The following is a 17,996-nucleotide window of genomic DNA, read 5'->3' on the forward strand; positions in this document are numbered from 1 at the left end:
AATCTTGCCGATCACGAGGTACTGTCTTGAAAAATTCTCTTGTCGCGGTCATCGCACTGCCGATCACCGTGCTGCTCTCGGCCTGCAGCCCGCAACCCGCACCCGTTCAGACGCTCCGACCGGTGCGCACGGTCGAACTGCGCTACGACCAGGCCCAGGAAGTCAACCGCTACGCTGCCACCGTGCAATCGCGCCATGAGGTCGACCAGGCCTTCCGCGTCGGCGGCAAGGTCGCACGGCGCCACGTCGACGTGGGCCAGGTCGTGAAGGAAGGCGATGTGCTGGCCGTGCTGGACGACGCCGACTACCGGCTCGCTGCCGATGCGGCGCTGCAGCAACACACAGCTGCCGTCACCCAGGCGCGCCAGGCCGACGCCGACCGTCAGCGTCTTGCCAACCTGAAGAGCGACGGCTCGGTCAGCGCGGCCGACGACGAACGCGCCACCACCGGCGCGCAAACAGCGCGCGCCGCTGCCGAGGCCGAGGCCCGCAAGCTCGAGCTGGCGCGCAACCGGGTCACCTACACCGTGCTGCGCGCCTCGCGCAGCGGTGTCGTCACCCAGGTACGGTTCGAAGTGGGGCAGGTCGTGCCCGAAGGGCTGCCGGTCGTCGCCATCGCCAACCCCGGCGAGCCGGAGATCGTGGTCGACGTTCCCGAAGACCAGGTGGCGACCTTCAAGACCGCACGCCTCAAGGCTTCCCTGGCGAACGCGCCGGCCGACACCTTCGACGTGACGCTGCGTGAACTGGCCCCCCAGGCCGCAGCCCAGACGCGCACCTACCGCGCGCGGCTGAAGCTGGCAAGCCCCCGCGCGCTGCCGTTGGGGGCCACCGCGACAGTGGTGGCCGACCGCACGGCATCGGGCACGCCAGTGGCGGTCATCCCGGCCGCTGCGATGACCCAGAGCGGCGGCAAGCCGGCACTGTGGGTGGTCAAGCGCACAGGCCAGGACCCGCAGGGAACCGTCGAACTGTTGCCCGTGTCGGTCCATGGCTACCGCAACGACGAGGTGCTGGTCGCCGGTCCGTCAGCGGGTGAGCTGGTCGTCACCGCCGGGGTGCAGAAGATGGCGCCAGGACTCAAGGTGGCATTGCCAGCTGCACAGCCCAGCGCGTCGCCAACCGCGTCGCCAACCGCGTCGCCGAGTGCGGCGACCACTGCAACGACACAGGTGGCCGCGCAATGAACAACTTCAACCTCACCGACTGGGCATTGCGCCACCGCGCGATCGTCCTATTCCTGCTGCTCGTCGTCGCGCTGGCCGGCACGTTCAGCTTCACCCGGCTGGGTCAGCTCGAAGACCCGAACTTCTCGGTGCCGTCGATGACCGCCGGGGTCGTCTGGCCTGGCGCGACCGCCCAGCAGGTGCAGGACGAGGTCCTCAACCGCATGGAGAAGAAGTTCGAGCAGATCGACCACTTCGACAAGGTCGTCACCTTCGCCCGGCAAGGCTACGGTGGCATGACGCTCAGCGTGAAGGGCGGCACCTCGGAGGCCGACCAGCGCGAGGCCTGGTACCAGGCGCGCAAGAAGCTCGACGACCTGCGGCTGGAGCTGCCCGAGGGCGTCATCGGCCCGATCGTCAACGACGAATACGGTGACGTCTACGGCCTGATGTACGCCGTGCAGGGCGACGGCATCCACCACGCCGACCTGACGGACGCGGCCGAGGACATCAAGCGCCGCATGCTGAAGGTGCCGATGGTCAAGAAGGTCGACGTGATCGGCAAGCAGGCCAAGCGCATCTACGTCGAGTTCTCGCACCAGCGCCTGGCCGCGCTGGGCATCACGCCGCTGGCGATTGCCGAGAGCCTGAAGAGCCAGAACGCCATGCTGCCGGCGGGCCAGGTGGACACCGCAAGCGACCGCGTCGTGGTGCGCGTGAGCGGCCAGTTCAAGAGTGAGGCCGACATCCGCAACGTGCCGCTCTCGGTGGCTGGCCGGACCATCAAGCTGGGCGACATCGCCACCGTGCGGCGCGGCTACGAAGACCCGCCGACCTACACCGTGCGCCACAACGGCCAGCCGGTGCTGATGCTCGGCATCTCGATGACCGACGAGGGCAACATCGTCGAACTCGGCAAGGCCATGGAGGACGCCGTCGCGAAGATCCAAGCCGAGCTGCCGCACGGCCTGGAGCTGGAGCGCGTGGCCGACCAGCCCACCACCGTGAAGGACGCGATCTGGGACTTCGAGCGCTCGCTGGCCGAGGCGCTGATCATCGTGATCGCGGTGAGCCTGGCCAGCCTGGGCTGGCGCTCCGGCCTGGTCGTGGCCACCTCGGTGCCGCTGGTGCTCGGCGGCGTGGCGTTGCTGATGCTGGCGATGGGCTGGAACCTCGAACGCATCTCGCTGGGATCTCTGATCATCGCGCTGGGCCTGCTGGTGGACGACGCGATCATCGCCATCGAGATGATGGTGGTGAAGATGGAGGCCGGCTGGGACCAGCACAAGGCGGCCGTGTTCTCCTACCAGGCCACGGCCATGCCGCGCCTGACGGGTGCGCTGATCACCGCGGCGGGCTTCCTGCCGATCGGTCTGTCACAGTCGACCACCGGCGAGTACGCGGGCGGCATCTTCTGGATCGTCGGCGCCGCGGTGCTGCTGTCGTGGATCTGCTCTGGCATCTTCACGCCTTACCTGGCGATGAAGATCCTGCCCAAGACCATGGCCCACCACCATGCAGGCGACCCGTACGACACGCCGTTCTACCGCCGGCTGCGCGGGTTGATCGACCTGGCCATCCAGCACCGCTGGCTGGTGATCGGCGCGACCGTCGGCGCGCTGGCCCTCGCCCTGGCGGGCACCCGGCTGGTGCCGGCGCAGTTCTTCCCCAACAGCTCGCGGCCCGAGCTGGTGATCGACCTGCGCCTGAAGGAAGGCTCTTCCTTCGAGGCCACGACGCAGCAGGTGCAGCAGATGGAAGCGCTGCTGGGCAAGGACGAGGACGTGAAGTTCTTCACCGCCTACACCGGCGCCGGCGCACCGCGCTTCTACCTGGCGCTCAACCCCGAGCTGCCGAACGCAGGCTATGCGCAGTTCATCGTGATGACGAAGGACCTGGAGGCGCGCGAGCGGGTGCGTTCGCGGCTGATGGCCTCGGCCGACGCGCAGTTCCCGCAGGCCTGGGTGCGTGTGACGCGCCTGGAGCTGGGGCCGCCGGTCGGCTTCCCGGTGCAGTTCCGCGTCGTCGGGCCCGACACGCAGGTGGTGCGCCAGATCGCCCGCGACGTGGAAAAGGCCGTCGCCGCCAGCCCGAAGGTGCGCGATGTGCAACTCGACTGGAACGACCCGGTGCGCACGCTGAAGGTGCAGCTCGACCAGGACAAGGCGCGCGCGCTCGGCCTGACGCCGGCCGACGTGTCGCTGGTGACCCAGACGGTGATGAACGGCGCCACCCTGTCGCAGCTGCGCGAGCGCGAGGACCTGATCGACATCGTGGCCCGCGCCGTGCCGCAGGAGCGCCTGAACCTCGACACGCTGAAGGACATCAACCTCTACACCCGCAACGGGACGGTGGTGCCGCTGTCGCAGGTGGCCAGCGTCAGCCACGAACTGGAAGAGCCGGTGCTGTGGCGCCGCAACCGCGACATGGCGATCACCGTGCGCGCCGACGTGGTCGACGGCGAGCAGGGTGCGACGGCAACGCAGCAGATCCTGCCGGCGCTGAAGGACATCGAGGACCGGCTGCCGTCGGGCTACCGCATCGACGTGGGCGGCGCGGTGGAAGAGAGCGCCAAGGCCAACAAGGCGCTGCTGGCCGTGGTGCCGCTGATGCTGGGCACCATCATGCTGCTGCTGATGCTGCAACTGCAGGACTTCTCGCGCATGTGGATGGTGTTGCTGACGGCACCCCTCGGCCTGATCGGCGTGGTGCCGGCACTGCTGGCGTTCCAGGCGCCGCTCGGCTTCGTCGCGATCCTCGGCATCATCGCGCTGGGCGGCATGATCATGCGCAACTCGGTCATCCTGATCGACCAGATCCGGATCGAGATCGAGGAGGGACGCGACCCCTGGAATGCGGTGCTCGACGCCGCGATCCACCGCACGCGCCCGGTGGTGCTGGCGGCCGCGGCCGCAGTGCTGGCGATGATCCCGCTGACGAGCAGCGTGTTCTGGGGGCCGATGGCGATCGCGATCATGGGCGGCCTGACGGTTGCGACCCTGCTGACGATCTTCTTCGTGCCGGCGCTCTATGCCGCGTGGTTCAAACTGCGCCGCCAGGCGCCTGCGGACAACAACGCTCCGGCGCCCGGTCCGCTGGTGATGGCCTCCTGATGGTTGCGGCCATGGCGACGGTTGCTGCAATGCCTGGCCCGGCCCGCGCCGGGTGGCGCGGGTGGGGTCAGGTCGCGCTGGTGGGGGCCGTAGCGCTGCTCCTGTCGGCGTGCTCCACCACACGCCCCTGGATCAACGTACCGAACACGCCGGCCTCGCCCGGCGTCTCGAAGCCGGTTGATTCGCCTGTCGTCGCTGCCACCGGCGGTGCGCGCACGCAGCCCGCGATTATTGCGGCGGTCACGCTGTCGGGCGGCGGCGCGCGTGCTGCCGCCTTCGGCCTCGGTGTGCTGCAGGAACTGAAGGCCACGCAGTTCGAGTTGGCGGGCCGGCGCACGACCTTGCTCGATGAAGTCGGCCTGGTCAGCGGCGTCTCTGGTGGCAGCGTGCTGGCGGGTTACTACGCAGCGTTCGGGGACGAGACCTTCACGCGTTTTGAGCGCGATTTCCTGCTGGTGGATTTTCAGTCCTCGCTGCTGAGCCGTCTCACCGAGCCGGCCAGCCTGTACAGACTCAGCTCGCCGTGGTGGGGCCGCAGCAACATCCTCGCGCAGCGGCTGGACACGGTGTTCCGTGGCACGACCTTTGGCGAGCTGCGGCGCACGCGCCCCAAGCCGCAGCTGCTCGTCACCGCCACCGACCTCACGACCGGTGGACCCTTCGAGTTCACGCCGGAACAGTTCGCGCTGATCTGCTCGGACCTGGACAGCGTGCCACTCTCGTTCGCAGTCGCCGCATCCGCCGCCGTGCCGATCCTGCTGAGCCCCGTCACGCTGCGCAACTATGCGGACAGCTGTCAACCCTCTGCGTCATCCAACGAGGCGCTGCGTGCGCAGGGGAACCTCTCCGCGCGCCTGCGGCATCTCATCGCACAAAGCTACCGGGACTCCACCGAGCGCCCGTACATCCATCTCGTCGACGGTGGCCTGGTCGACAACCTCGGCGTGCGCAGTCTGGTCGATCGCGTCGTGGCGGACGACGCGATCCAGACCGGCTTCGGAACGCTGCCGCCAGGATCGGTGCACCGGATCGTGCTGATCAGCGTCAACTCGGAACGCGACACTGCCGAGCGCATCGACGCGAGCGACCGTGTGCCCGGTGTCGGCCAGGTGGTGGACGCGCTGCTCTTTGGCGCAGGCTCGCGTGTGACGACGGAGACGACCGAAATGGTGAACGACGTTGCGCGCCAGCTGACCGAGCAACTGCGTGCCGACCGGGTCCGCCCCGGCAGCCCGTTCGCGTCCGATGCCGAGATCCACGTGGTCAACGTCAGCTTGCGGGGACTGCGCGATCCGGAGATGCGGCGCACGCTGATGGGTGTGCCCACCGCCTTCACGATCCTGCCCATCCAGGTTCGCCAGCTGCAGGTCGCCGGGCGCCAGGCGCTGCGCGAGTCACCAGAGTTTCAGCGGCTGCGTCAGAGCCTGGCGGCGGAGCCGGAGGCGACCATCGTGCAGGAGCGCGGGGCCGACCTACAGGCGCCGCAGGTCGTCCAGTAGGCAAGCCGTCACGGCTTCTTCCGCGATGGACAGGCCAGCGGCCTGCATGGCCGGGGCCAGCGCTGCATCCCAGTTCGCCTGCACGGCGGCATCCGGCAGATCGCGTTCGGCTTGCGGCGCGGTGCGCACGGCGGCTGCATAGTCGCCGGCACCCATGCGCCAAGCCTGCGCCGGCCAGCTTCGCAGCACGTGGTTGGCGATGCGGATGCCGGGCCAGTCGAAGTCGCCGTGGTAGCGCAGCTGCCGAGCGGTCGCTGCGGCCACTGCGGCGTGGTCCAGGCGCTGCCACTGGCCCTCGGCCAGTACCTCGTCGGGCCGCAGGTGCAGGCGGAACTGGCGCTTGGCGGCGGCGAAGCAGTCCATCACGGCGCGGTACAGCGCGGCCTTGTCGGCGCTGACGTGGCGGAACAGATCGCCCTGCGTCTGCGTCGAGGGCGCGGGCGGACTCAAGGTGCAAGCCTCTGCGCTTCGCGCGCATACGACATGCCGGTAGACCAGGCCTCGCGCATGGCTGCCAGGGTCGATGCGGGCACCCGCGCATCACCGCCCGCGTCATCCAGCGTCTGCTGCATGGCCTCGCCGATGCGCTGTACCACCGGTGCAGGTTGCGCCACGCGGCACACCGTGCGGCCGAAGCGCAGCAGCTCTGCCGTGCTGGGATAGCCCCGCGTCTGCCCCTTGCCGGCGAACAGCCTGAGCGCCAGGGTGCTGTCCTCCAGCTCGGGCCCGCCGTCGTAGCGCTGGTAGCGGTAAATCGAGGTGGTGACCACGTCGAACATCGGCGCCAGCCAGATGTCCTGCGCGCTGCGGTAGAGCACGCCGTAGTTCTTGAGATGGCCGTCGCCGTTGCGCACCATCACGGTGAAGGCGACCTGCTCGAAGAAGCGCTGCAGGTCGGTCTCGGCCAGCCGCAGCAGCTTGAGCACCTCGGCCACGCGTTCGTAGCTGCCGTGGTATTTGCGGTCCGACAGCGTGTCGCGCACGCGCAGGCCCATCAGCGAGGCAATGTCCTCGAAGCCCAGGCGCTGGCCGTCCGCTTCGATGTCGAAGCGGTCCAGCAGCAGCAGTTGGCCGTCGTGCGACAAGTCGAATCCGGGCGTGCGGATGCCGGCCCGGCGGGCGGCCTGCAGGCACAGGAATTCGTTGGCCGCCAGGCCGGGGTAGGCCGGCGATCCGGCCTTCACGATCAGCGTGGGAATGGGGATGGGCACCGTCGGCCGGTCAGGCACCATGATCTTGGGCTGCATGCCGGCAATGCCGGCGCCGGTGCTGAGGTAGGCGTGCACCAGGGCGTCGAACAGAGCCGGGGTGAAGGCCGTCTCAAGCAAGGTCTGGCGCGACAGCACCGGGGGCGGCGCCGGCCGCTCCTGCCCGGGCAGGGCGAAGCCCAGGCGGCCGATGCCGTTACTGCCGGACAGCGCCAGCAGGTGCATGGCCGACAGCGGCTGCTTGGGGAACAGCTGACGCAGCCGCATGAACAGATCGCCTTCGGGCAGGTTCTGGTCCATCACGGGGAACAGGTCGCCGTCTTCGTAGGTCAACTGGTCCGGCGGCATCAAGAGGCCCACCGCGGCCTGGTCGGTGTCGGCCCCGAGGTAGCGGAACTCGAAGCGCGACTGGCGCAGCAGCTGACCGCGCGCGTGGCCGGCGATGGCCACCTCCAGCAGTTTGATCCGGTCAGGCAGCATCGTCGTCGTCATCGGGCTGGGCGAAGCGCTGGGTCATCTCGGCCAGCGTCGGCAGGCCGGCCTTCTCCAACCGCAGCACCAGGCCCATGGCCTGCAGGAAGTCCATCAGCGAGGCGACGGTCACGTCGTCGCCGCGCTCCAGGCGGTGGAGGACATCGCGGCTGCGGCCGGCGCGGCGGGCCACGTCGGTGGCCTTCAGGCCGGCTGCCTTGCGCGCCTGGCGCACGGCTGCTGCCAGGTCGGTTGGGACGCGCAATGTGTCGTTCATTCCGGACAAATTAGCACATCAACGCATTTTTGTCCATGATCATGGACGATTCTAAGCGGAATGCGCCTGTTCGGTACCCTCTGCCAGCGGGTCTGGTGCTGGCCCGTGCACCATCTGCGGCGCCAGCGCTGCCACCGCCTGGTAGTGCGTGAGGAACACCTGCCCGCGCAGCTGGCGCAGGAAGTCCGTCCCCCGCAGGCGGTCCATCACCGGCCCCTTCACCTCCGACAAATGCAGCGTGATGCCGGCCTCGTGCAGCCGGTGTTCGATGGCCTCCAGGCTTTCCAGCGCGCTGGCGTCGATGGCGTTGATGGCCGAGCACTGCAGCACCACATGGCGCAGCGCCGGCTGGGCGGCCACGGCGTTGTTGACGTGGTCTTCTAGGCTGCGGGCATTGGCGAAGTACAGGCTCTCGTCCACGCGCAGGCTGAGCAGCGCCGGGCTGGTGCGCACGCTGTAGCGCAACACGTTGCGAAACGATTCCGTGCCCGGCAGGAGGCCGACGGTGGCGATGTGCGGCCGGCTGGTGCGCCACAGGTAGAGCGCCAGCGACACGCCCACGCCCACCAGCAGCCCGGTTTCCACACCCAGGCCCAGGGTCGCGAGCAGGGTGGCGGCCACTGCGGCGAAGTCGGGCTTGGAATAGGCCCAGGTGCGCTTGAAGATGCCGAAATCCACCAACGACAGCACGGCCACGATGATGGTGGCCGCCAGCGTGGCCTGTGGCAGGTAGTACAGCGCCGGCGTCAACAGCAGTGTGGCCAGCAGAATGCCTGCGGCTGTGAAGACGCCTGCGGCCGGCGTCTGCGCCCCGGCATCGAAGTTGACCACCGAGCGCGCGAAGCCGCCGGTGACGGGAAAGCCACCGGTGAACGCTGCACCCAGGTTGCTGGCCCCCAGCGCGACCAGTTCCTGGTCGGGCGCGATGCGCTGGCGGCGCTTGGCGGCCAGCGTCTGGCCGACCGACACCGATTCGACAAAACCCACCACGCTGATCAACAGCGCGGGGATGGCCAGCTCACGCCACAGCGCCAGATCCCAGCTGGGCAGCGTGAAGGGCGGCAGGCCCTGCGGAATGGCGCCCACGGTCTTCATGCCCTGGGCCTGCCAGTCGAGCGCCCAGGCGAGTGCCGTGGTGACGGCAATCACCGCCACAGGGCCGGCCTTGGCGACAAAGTCCGCCAGGCGCGGCCCGAGGCCCCAGCGGACCAGCAGCGGCTTGAGGCGCTTGCGCACCCAGAACAGGAACGCCGTGGCGAGCACGCCCACCACCAGCGTCAACCCATGCGTCTGCGGGATCTGCCGCGCCAGCGCGATCAGCAGATCGACGACGTTGTGCCCCTGCGCCTGCACGCCCATCAGCGTCTTCAGCTGGCTGGCCGCGATCAGCAGGCCCGATGCGCTGATGAAGCCCGAGATCACCGGGTGGCTCAGAAAGTTGGCGATGAAGCCCAGCCGCAGCAGCCCCATGGCCAGCAGCATCGCACCCGACAGGAAGGCCAGCGTGATGGCCACCGGCCAGTACGCGGCCGAGCCCGGCGCCGCGTGTTCGCCCACGGCCGCCGCCGTCATCAGCGAGACCACCGCCACCGGCCCCACGGCCAGCACGCGGCTGCTGCCGAAGATGGCGTAGAGCAGCAGCGGCGCCACGCTGGCGTACAAGCCCACTTCGGGCGGCAGGCCGGCCAGCAGCGCGTAGGCCAGGCTCTGCGGGATCAGCATGATGGTGACGATGAGCGCGGCGATGGCGTCGCCCGCGAAGGTGGCGCGGTCATAGCGGCGGCCCCAGTCGAGCACTGGCAGGCAGGGGAGCCAACTGCGCCAGCGGGACGCCACCGCGATGCCCGTCGTGCCGCCGCCCACGATCAGCATCGCATGCGCGGCGTCATGGGGCTGCTCGGCGCCTTCGTCATCGGGTCGGTTGCGGACGATGGCATTGAAGCCGGGTCGCGCACGGCCTGCAGGCCGGCGGGCGTGATCTGCGGCGAGACCAGCAGTGTGTCGGCGAGGGGGCGAATGTCATGCTCGGTGTTTCCAAAAGGCAAAGCGGGGCCACGGCCGCTCTGGGGGCGGCCTGTGGTGCGGGGGCGGGCGGGGCGGGACCGGCGTGCGATCCGGCTGCGTCAGATCGCGTTCAGAGGAATCTTCAGGTAACGCTGGCCGTTACCTTCGGGCTCGGGCAGTTCGCCGGCGCGCATGTTGACCTGCACCGACGGCAGGATCAGCACGGGCATGTCCAGCGTGGCGTCACGGGCGTGGCGCATGGTCACGAACTCTTCTTCGCTGATGCCGTTGCGCACATGCACGTTGGCGGCGCGCTGCTCGGCCACGGTGGTGATGAACTGCACCGGGCGGCCACCGGGTTGGTAGTCGTGGCACATGTAGAGCCGGGTGTCGGGCGGCAGGCTCAGCACCTTGTTGATGCTGCGGTACAGCGTGCGTGCGTCGCCACCCGGAAAGTCGCAGCGCGCCGTGCCGTAGTCGGGCATGAACAGTGTGTCGCCCACGAAGGCGGCACTCTGCACGCCGTCGCTCACCACGTAGGTCATGCAGGCCGGCGTGTGGCCGGGCGTGTGCAGGGCGCGCACCTGCAGTTCGCCGATGGAGAAGGTCTCGCCGTCGGCGAACAGGTGGTCGAACTGGCTGCCGTCCTGGGCGAAGCCGGTGCCCGCGTTGAACAAGGTGCCGAAGACCTTCTGCACGGTGGTGATGTGGGCGCCGATGCCCAGCCGGCCGCCGAGCTGCTGCTTCAGGTAGGGCGCGGCCGACAGGTGGTCGGCATGCACGTGGGTTTCCAGAATCCACTGCACGGTGGCGCCGAGCTCACGCACGCGCGCCACCAGCAGGTCGGCGCTGGTGTGCGAGGTGCGGCCCGACTTCGGGTCGTAGTCGAGCACGCTGTCCACCAGCGCGCACTGGCGGGTGGCCTGGTCCAGCACGATGTAGCTGACGGTCGAGGTGGCCTCGTCGAAGCAGCCTTCGACCTGCAGGGTGGGACGGGTGTCCATGCGCGTGCTGCCAGGTCGGTCGCTCAACGCTGCGTCGGGCAGGTGTTGATGCCCAGCATGGTGTAGAGCGGACAGAAGCCCACCGCGCCGGTCAGCAGCGGCACGACGCCGATGTAGCCCCACATGCCGACCACGCCGGTGGCGGCCATGCCGATGAGTGCCAGGCCCGCCACGATGCGCAGGGAACGGTCCAGGGTGCCTTCGTTTGTCTTCATGATCAGTCTCCAGTGGTTGAGATGGTTGGGACGCCTGCCTCGACGGGCAGCGACACACTCTGTTATCAAGACGCGTGCCAACCCGCATGGTTGCAGTGCGATGGATCCAAGCGGTTGATTCGTATCAAATTTTGCGTCGCGCAGCGGATGCGAGGGGCGCCTGCGCCCAGGCGTTCTGACAAATTGGCAGGCCGTTGTGGCAGAACTTTCGGCCGCGCTGGCAGCGAATTGGCAGCCCGCGCGCACAATGCCGCCATGCACTCCGAAGCCGCCATGCAGCCGCTGCTGTCCTACCTCGAACACGAGCCGCAGCCCATGATCGTGCTCGACCCCGACTACAACATCTTGGCCGCCAACACCGCCTACCAGCGCCAGTTCGGCGCCGTGGGCAAGCCCTACATCGGCGAGAAGTGCTTTCGCGTCTCGCACCACTACGACGTGCCCTGCGACCAGGCCGGCGAGCACTGCCCGATGAAGAAGGCGCTGGAGCTGAAGGGGCCGGACCGTGTGCTGCACATCCACCACACGCCGCGCGGGCCGGAGCATGTGGACGTGGAGCTGCGGCCCATCCTGGACGGGCGGCGCGAGGTCGTGGCGTATGTCGAGCGCCTGGCCACGGTGCGCAGTGCTTCCGCGCGGCCCAGCGGCGAAGGGCTCGTGGGGCAGGCCCCGGCGTTCAACGCGGCCTTGTCGGCGGTGCAGCGCGTGGCGCCTTCGATGCTGCCGGTGCTGCTGCTGGGCGAATCGGGCACGGGCAAGGAGTTGTTCGCGCGGGCGGTGCACGAGGCCAGTGGCCGGGCGACGCGCCCCTTCGTCGTGGTCGACTGCTCGGGCCTGACCGAGACACTGTTCGAGAGCGAGCTGTTCGGCTATGAGAAGGGCGCCTTCACCGGCGCCCATGCGCGCAAGAGCGGCCTGGTGGAAACGGCCAAGGGTGGCACGCTGTTCCTGGACGAGATGGGCGACGTGCCGCTGGCCATGCAGGTCAAGCTGCTGCGGCTAATCGAGTCCGGCACCTTTCGCCGCGTGGGCGGGCTGGAGACCCACCAGTCCGACTTCCGGCTGGTGGCAGCCACCCACAAGCCGCTGCAGCAGATGGTGGCCGATGGGCGCTTTCGGCAGGATCTGTACTACCGCATCAGCGCGTTTCCGATCGAGCTGCCGCCGCTGCGAGACCGGGTGGCCGATATCCCGCTGCTGGTGCACTCGTTCCTGCAGCGCGGCGGCAGCGCGCCGCAGCGCATGGTGGTGGAGCCATCGGCCATGGCCCGGCTGCAGGCGCACGCCTGGCCCGGCAACATCCGCGAGCTGCGCAACGTGCTGGAGCGGGCCCGGCTGTTCGCGGACGACGGGGTGATCCGCGTGGAACACCTGCCGCCATCGCTGGGCGCCGAACCGCCGATGGCCCGGGCCAATACCTTATCCACGACCGCACCCACGGCTGACCTTGCACTGCCTTTGGCGGGGCGTCTCGGGGAGATCGAAGATGCCGCCATCCGGCAGCTGGTGGCAACCTCGCGCGGCACGCGCAAGGAAATGGCGCAGCAGCTGGGCTTGAGCGAGCGCACGCTGTACCGGCGGCTGAAGGCGCTGGGGCTGGCGTGAGCAAACGCCGCCAGACGGGCAGCCGCGTGTCGAAGCAGCAGGCCGCACGCCTGCATCTGTGAGGGGCCTAGAACACCCACGGCACGAAGCGCCAGCTCTGCCGCCGGTACGCCGCGTAGTCCGGATGCGCCTCGGCCATCCAGCGCTCTTCCACCGAGGCCTTGACCGCCAGCACCGCCACCAGGGCGGCCAACGTCGCTGCCACCGGCCAGGTGCCAGCCGCAAGCGTGCAGCCCGCACCGAAGGCCATCACGCTGGTGTACATGGGGTGGCGGATCCAGCGGTAGGGGCCGTGGCGCACCAAGTGGCCGCCCTCGCGCGGCGCGGGCCGGATGTTGAAGTTGCCCGGCCGGTTGGCATAGAGCGCCCAGGCGCCCAGCAGCGCCGCGAGCAGCAGCAGCGCCCAGGCGGCCCAGGGCGCAATCCCGCCCCGCAGGGCCGGTGCGGCCCACCAGGCAAGCAGGCCGATGGCGGTGAACTGCGCCGCCACCAGCGCGCTGCCCAGGCCCGATCGGGTCTTGTCGGCCTGGGTTCCGGCGGGTGGAGTGGGGCCGGGCACGGTGCTACGCCTGACGTTGCAGCAGGCGCACGTGCATGGGCCGCAGGAAGTGCGCGCCGTCGGGGCCGCAGTGCGGCGCGAAGGCTGCGCCGACCTCGGCCAGCTTGGCGTCGTCGATGCGGTGGTCGGCAAAGGTGGGGCGCATGTGGCGCTTCTCGAAGTCGGCGAAATCGGCGAAGCGCGAACGCATCGCGAAGCGCCGCTCGGCCACCTGCGTCCACAGGCCGGTGCGCAGTGCGTCGTCGACGGCAGCCTGGGCGGCGGCCCGCACCACGCCTTCGTCGTTGAACAGGCGGATGACCTCGTTGAAGGCCCCGGCATACACCGGCTCGGACACATAGAGGTGGCCGCCCGGGCGCAGCACGCGCGCGGCCTCTTGCAGTGCCGTGGCCAGCAGCGGCTGCGGCACGTGGTGCAGCTACTTGAGCATCAGCGCCAGATCGAAGCTGGCATTGGCGACCGGCACGGCTTGCGCGCCGGCTTCGACGAAGTGCAGCCTGTCTTGCGGCGCCGCCAGGTTCTTGGCGTGCTGGCGCGCGTCGACCTCCAGTGCGGTGACGTGGCTGGCCGGGTGGCGCTGCAGCAGCGTGCGCGCGAGCTGGGCGGCGCCACAGCCCAGTTCGACGATGCGCTGGCCGTTCAGCGGTACCAGGGTGGCGAGCAGGTCGAGTTCGTCGTCGACCAGGGGCAGTTCGGATTCGGGTGGGTGCATGGTGAGAAGGTGGTGCGAGGAGGAGGGGGGAGAGTGAGGCCGTGCAGCTGCAGGTCCGCGTGGATGGCCATCAGTTCTTCGACTTCGACCAAGGGAACATGCATCGGGGCAAGACGGGATGGGGTTGACGCACCATTGTCACCAGGGGGCCGAGGGATTGTTCGCGGCCATTTGATCGGGCTTTGTCGTCATGCGATCCCCGGCTGCTCTGAACCGATGTCCCTTTCTTCTGGCGTTCGCCGCCGTTGCACTCGCCCAGTGGCTGACGCGCCGTGCCGGACTCGATGCCGAGCCGCACCATGCGTGGTGGCCGATGCTGGCCACGCGCAGCATGAGGGCTGGACTGACGTGCGCGCCGCCATCAGCGCTTGAGCAACAGCCGCAGCAACCAGGCGAAGAGCAGCAGCGCGCCGATGCTGCCGGCCCAGATGGTCGCCATCCAGGCCAGGCGCATCCACCAGGGCGGCAGCGGCTGGCCGGCCTGCGGCGCCGTGATCGTGGGCCAGCGCAGCCAGGAGCTTTTCATGCGTGGTACCCGTCTGCGTTGACCTTGCCACGGAACACCCAATACGACCACGCCGTGTAGCCCAGGATCATCGGCAGCACGATGGCCGTGCCCCACAGCATGAAGACCTGGCTCTGCACATCGGTGGCTGCCTGCCAGATGGTGACGGCGCCCGGCACGACGTCCGGGAACGCTGATGCACAGCCCCACGAAGCACAGCAGAAAAATGCCCAGCGACAGCAGGAACGGCGCCACCTCGTGGCCCGCCTTCAGGCTGCGCGCGAAGGCGACGCTGGCCAGTGCCACCAGCACGGGCACCGGCAGCACCGTCAGCATGCCGGGCCAGCGCAGCCAATTGTCGAAGTAGCTGGCGTTGAGAAAAGGCGTGGCCACGCTCACGGCGGCAATGGCCACCAGCGTGGCGATGCCCAGCGGCCAGGCCAGGGCGCGGGCCTGCTGCTGCAGGCGGCCCTCGGCCTTCATCACCAGCCAGGTGGCGCCCAGCAGCGCATAGGCCACCACGACGCTGACGCCGGTGACCAATGGCGGCCATCCACATGGCCATCGAGAACATCAGCCGCGCGCGCGGGTTGCTGCGGTCCTTCAGCAGGTGCCAGGCGCCGACGCCGCCGACGATGAAGGCCGTGGTCAGGTAGGCCGCAGACAGCGTGTGCGCCAGCCGGTACGGAAAGCTCGGGTTGAAGATGATGGCCAGCCAGCTGCCGGCCGAGATGAACTGGCCCGCGGCATTCGTCGTGTAGCCCGTTGGCGTCTGCATCCAGCTGTTGACCGACAGGATCCAGAACGCCGAGACGAAGGTGCCCAAGGCCACCATCAGCGTGGCCGTGAAATGCAGGCCGCGGCCTACCCGCTGCATGCCGAACAGCATCACGCCGAGAAAGCCGGCTTCGAGGAAGAAGGCCGTCAGTACCTCATACGCCATCAGCGGGCCGATGATCGGGCCTGCCTTGTCGGAAAACACCGACCAGTTGGTGCCGAACTGGTAGGACATCACGATGCCCGAGACCACGCCCATGCCGAACACCAGCGCGAAGATCTTGATCCAGTAACGGTACAAGTCCATGTAGTGCTCGCGCCCGGTCTTCAGCCAGAGCCCCTCCAACACCGCCAGGTAGCTGGCCAGCCCGATGGTGATGGCCGGGAACAGGAAGTGGAAACTGACCGTGAAGGCGAACTGGATGCGTGCCAGCAGCAGTGCTTCGGGGAGGTCGATCATCGGGCGTCCTTTGAGGGTGTGGGTCCGCCGGCCCTGATGGCGGCGAACGCCCGGCCACCTGCGGTGGGTCCGCCCGCTGGCCCGGCTCGATGGATGTCTATCAAGACGCGTGCCAACAGGTGCACGGCGAGAACTTGAGCGAAATCAAGGCCTGGCGCGGCGGGCAGCGAGCCCCGCTCCTGGCGTTGCGCCACCCTGTGCTGCCACCACATCGCCGCGCGCGCGACAGGCTGCAAGCCGTTGACCCGCAACGGCTACAACACAAGCGAGCGCGATTGCTCCGGGCGCACGGCACCAGCCCGGCGCACGCCGGCTCGGCCATGTGGTGCGTCGGCCGTTACGGTCGCACCGCAGCCGATGTACACGCCGCGGCGTCGCCCCGGGTTGGTCGACATTCGGTCGATGGATCTGCTGTCTTTCGAGCTGCAGAACCGGCGGGTTTGGAGCTACGCATGTGCTGCACAAGAGCGCTCAGCAGTTCGACGTCCGGGTCATCCGGAGCAGCCGATGGCCGGTTGCGCACCTGCGCCGTCGCCCGCGCCGGCTTGACGGCTTGGGAGCGAGCGGGGGCTACTTGCTTGTTGACCGTTTGGGGTGATGCAACCGGCTTGACCCTGCGGGGCACTGCGTCCGAGCGGTTCGGCTCAGTACGCGCTGCGGGACGGGCAACGTTTGTTGGTCCGACCAAGCTCTGGACCGGCGATGGAATTGACGCCACGGTCGTGGCAAGAGGCTTGGCCCCGTCGATAGGCGATTGAGCTGGATCGACAGCAGGCGCGGGAGTCGGCTCACGGGCAACTGGCAGCTCTGCAGTAGCCATGGCGCGCTCCGAGAGCGGCGCGGGCACGAATGTGCTTACGGCTGGCAACGGCGCTTGAACCGATGCCGCTACCTGGCTGGTCGCGGAAGAGGACTTCAGGTCTGCTAGTTCCCCCCAGACGGCGGCCCCGACCAGAATGGCACCGCCAGCCGCCCACCAATATTTTGCATACAGACGGTGGCCAACCGGCGCCGTACGAGGCTGCAATGTGTCCAGGATATTGACGTTTTGCGACGCTGCTCCTGTCTGAAAAAGTGTGGGCCGAGACATGTGGAGAGGTCGGAGGGTGCGTGGATGACAGTGGATGCCGGACGGTGTTGAGCCAAAATGCAAATGAAAACCGCCACTCGGCTATTTTTGCGCGACAAGTGGCTGCATTTTCTTATAATTTTCGCTAAATGTTACAGATTGTTTTTCTGTTGGCCTTGTACTTCTTGCTCGCAACTGCCGTGTTGGCCTTTGCGTTCATGCCCTCTGTTCGGAGCGCTGCTGGAACCGGTTGCCGGGCTGGCGCTGCTTGGTTTGGCGCCAGGATTCGGTTTGTGAGCGCTGCCAGCCGTCATGCTTGCAAATCTAGTGCATACAATACGGCGCTGATAATACAGGACGCGTCTAGGTTTGCTTATGTATTCCGGCGCGAATGGCTGTTCGTACTGGTCTTAGTGACAGTGTTGCCGCTGGCCGCACTTGCTTGGCGAAACTGGTTCCAACTTGAGACCTTCGATCACACCGAAGTGCACGTCAAGGATGAGCGGGTCGCATCCCTGCTGACTGGCGAGAAGCTGATACCTCCAGCGCCCTTGCCGCCAGAGGTGTTCCTGACGCGCGAGGTGACGCTCGCGAGGCCCCTGGCTCGCTTTGCCAGTCGTGACTGGATGCTGCTGGATGAGGTGTTTCGACAGCGCGTCCTGATGCTCTACCGAATCATGCAGGAGCACCACGGCTACGAAATGGTGCTGCTGGAGGGATACCGCAGTCCTGAGCGCCAGGCCCAGTTGGCGGGCATGGGGGCCCACGTGACCCAGGCTGGGCCGGGGCGCAGCTACCACCAGCATGGGCTCGCGGTGGACAGCGCGTTCCTTCGCAATGGCCGCGTGGTGATCTCCGAACAGGATCCCTGGGCGATGCGCGGCTACCAGCTCTACGGCCAGACGGCCGCATTGCTGGGATTGACGTGGGGGGGCAACTGGAAGGGACTGGCCGACTACGGTCACGTCGAACTGCAGCGACCCGGTGTGCTGCGCGCTGCAGCTGTTGGCCAAGCCAAGTCAGCGCCTTGATCGCTGCTGGACTGTTGGTTTTTTTGACGAGCTATAGGAGCAAATATGGGCAAGTCGTTCATTGTTGTAGGGGATCGCACCAGCCATGGTGGCGTCGTGATCCAGGGTTCGGCCGAGAGCACTGTCGATGGCAAAGCCATGGCAAGGATCGGCGACAAGGTCACCTGCCCGAAGAAGGGGCATGGCAGGGTCACCGTTGTGGCGTCGGGCGACGCGACCTGTATCGTTGATGGACAGCCCGCTGCGCGCGACGGCGACAAGACCGCCTGCGGTGCCACGTTGCTCTCTTCGCAATCCAATTCGGTGGATTGAGATCGCGAC

General features: G+C 68.1%; 16 protein-coding genes and 3 pseudogenes. 6 read left to right on the forward strand and 13 right to left on the reverse strand.

Annotation, left to right across the window (positions count from 1 at the left end):
- Positions 1-26: 26 nt before the first annotated feature.
- Genes AC099J_RS15190 through AC099J_RS15200 form a run of 3 tightly spaced genes read left to right on the forward strand, consistent with a single transcriptional unit; the run spans position 27 to position 5,778 of the window.
- Positions 27-1,187, forward strand: coding sequence for an efflux RND transporter periplasmic adaptor subunit (locus AC099J_RS15190; protein WP_479616111.1), 1,161 nt, complete (start codon positions 27-29; stop codon positions 1,185-1,187).
- On the forward strand, positions 1,184-4,279 hold the full coding sequence (locus AC099J_RS15195; protein WP_479616112.1) for an efflux RND transporter permease subunit: 3,096 nt from the start codon (positions 1,184-1,186) through the stop codon (positions 4,277-4,279). The genes AC099J_RS15190 and AC099J_RS15195 overlap by 4 nt, the downstream gene beginning before the upstream one ends.
- A gap of 11 nt (positions 4,280-4,290) precedes the next feature.
- Positions 4,291-5,778, forward strand: coding sequence for a patatin-like phospholipase family protein (locus AC099J_RS15200; RefSeq protein WP_479616113.1), 1,488 nt, complete (start codon positions 4,291-4,293; stop codon positions 5,776-5,778).
- Here the strand turns inward: AC099J_RS15200 and AC099J_RS15205 are convergent.
- The 7 genes and pseudogenes from AC099J_RS15205 to AC099J_RS15235 form a co-directional block, all read right to left on the reverse strand.
- Positions 5,752-6,042: a DUF2399 domain-containing protein gene (locus AC099J_RS15205; protein ID WP_479616300.1), complete on the reverse strand. Its 291-nt coding sequence runs from the start codon at positions 6,040-6,042 to the stop codon at positions 5,752-5,754. The genes AC099J_RS15200 and AC099J_RS15205 overlap by 27 nt on opposite strands.
- Positions 6,043-6,045: 3 nt before the next feature.
- Positions 6,046-6,189: pseudogene (locus AC099J_RS15210) on the reverse strand (DUF2397 family protein); the annotation flags it as partial.
- Positions 6,190-6,224: 35 nt separating this feature from the next.
- Positions 6,225-7,466, reverse strand: coding sequence for a type II toxin-antitoxin system HipA family toxin (locus AC099J_RS15215; RefSeq protein ID WP_479616114.1), 1,242 nt, complete (start codon positions 7,464-7,466; stop codon positions 6,225-6,227).
- Positions 7,456-7,734: a helix-turn-helix domain-containing protein gene (locus AC099J_RS15220; protein WP_479616115.1), complete on the reverse strand. Its 279-nt coding sequence runs from the start codon at positions 7,732-7,734 to the stop codon at positions 7,456-7,458. Before AC099J_RS15220 ends, AC099J_RS15215 begins: the two co-directional genes overlap by 11 nt.
- A 51-nt stretch (positions 7,735-7,785) precedes the next feature.
- Positions 7,786-9,606 (reverse strand): SulP family inorganic anion transporter, encoded by a 1,821-nt coding sequence (locus AC099J_RS15225; RefSeq protein WP_479616116.1) that lies wholly within the window; start codon positions 9,604-9,606, stop codon positions 7,786-7,788.
- A 251-nt stretch (positions 9,607-9,857) separates the two neighbouring features.
- A complete protein-coding gene (locus AC099J_RS15230) occupies positions 9,858-10,742 on the reverse strand; it encodes an MBL fold metallo-hydrolase (RefSeq protein ID WP_479616117.1) in 885 nt (294 codons plus the stop codon).
- Between the two features lie 23 nt (positions 10,743-10,765).
- Positions 10,766-10,957 carry a YgaP family membrane protein gene (locus AC099J_RS15235; RefSeq protein ID WP_479616118.1) on the reverse strand — a complete coding sequence of 64 codons (192 nt, stop codon included), beginning with the start codon at positions 10,955-10,957 and terminating at the stop codon, positions 10,766-10,768.
- A gap of 255 nt (positions 10,958-11,212) precedes the next feature.
- On the opposite strand from AC099J_RS15235, the gene AC099J_RS15240 reads away from it, so the two are divergent.
- Entirely contained in the window at positions 11,213-12,562 is a 1,350-nt protein-coding gene (locus tag AC099J_RS15240) for a sigma-54 interaction domain-containing protein (protein WP_479616119.1), read from the forward strand.
- 67 nt (positions 12,563-12,629) lie between these two features.
- Here AC099J_RS15240 and AC099J_RS15245 read toward each other — a convergent pair whose 3' ends face one another.
- The 6 genes and pseudogenes from AC099J_RS15245 to AC099J_RS15270 form a co-directional block, all read right to left on the reverse strand.
- Complete coding sequence (locus AC099J_RS15245) at positions 12,630-13,121, reverse strand: methyltransferase family protein (RefSeq protein ID WP_479616120.1); 492 nt, start codon at positions 13,119-13,121, stop codon at positions 12,630-12,632.
- 4 nt (positions 13,122-13,125) lie between these two features.
- Positions 13,126-13,530 (reverse strand): hypothetical protein, encoded by a 405-nt coding sequence (locus AC099J_RS15250; protein ID WP_479616121.1) that lies wholly within the window; start codon positions 13,528-13,530, stop codon positions 13,126-13,128.
- Positions 13,531-13,539: 9 nt separating this feature from the next.
- The gene (locus AC099J_RS15255) at positions 13,540-13,833 is read right to left on the reverse strand and encodes a class I SAM-dependent methyltransferase (RefSeq protein ID WP_479616122.1); all 294 of its coding nucleotides are present in this window, start codon (positions 13,831-13,833) and stop codon (positions 13,540-13,542) included.
- Positions 13,834-14,194: 361 nt separating this feature from the next.
- Positions 14,195-14,359, reverse strand: coding sequence for a DUF2474 family protein (locus AC099J_RS15260; RefSeq protein WP_479616301.1), 165 nt, complete (start codon positions 14,357-14,359; stop codon positions 14,195-14,197).
- Positions 14,356-14,860: pseudogene (locus AC099J_RS15265) on the reverse strand (cytochrome d ubiquinol oxidase subunit II). Before AC099J_RS15265 ends, AC099J_RS15260 begins: the two are co-directional and overlap by 4 nt.
- A 19-nt stretch (positions 14,861-14,879) precedes the next feature.
- Positions 14,880-15,575: pseudogene (locus tag AC099J_RS15270) on the reverse strand (cytochrome ubiquinol oxidase subunit I); the annotation flags it as partial.
- Between the two features lie 1,218 nt (positions 15,576-16,793).
- On the opposite strand from AC099J_RS15270, the gene AC099J_RS15275 reads away from it, so the two are divergent.
- The gene (locus AC099J_RS15275) at positions 16,794-17,675 is read left to right on the forward strand and encodes a M15 family metallopeptidase (protein WP_479616123.1); all 882 of its coding nucleotides are present in this window, start codon (positions 16,794-16,796) and stop codon (positions 17,673-17,675) included.
- A 45-nt stretch (positions 17,676-17,720) separates the two neighbouring features.
- Positions 17,721-17,987 carry a PAAR domain-containing protein gene (locus AC099J_RS15280; RefSeq protein WP_479616124.1) on the forward strand — a complete coding sequence of 89 codons (267 nt, stop codon included), beginning with the start codon at positions 17,721-17,723 and terminating at the stop codon, positions 17,985-17,987.
- The last annotated feature ends 9 nt before the right edge of the window (positions 17,988-17,996 follow it).

The organism is Rhodoferax sp. RT4P68 (assembly GCF_056521305.1).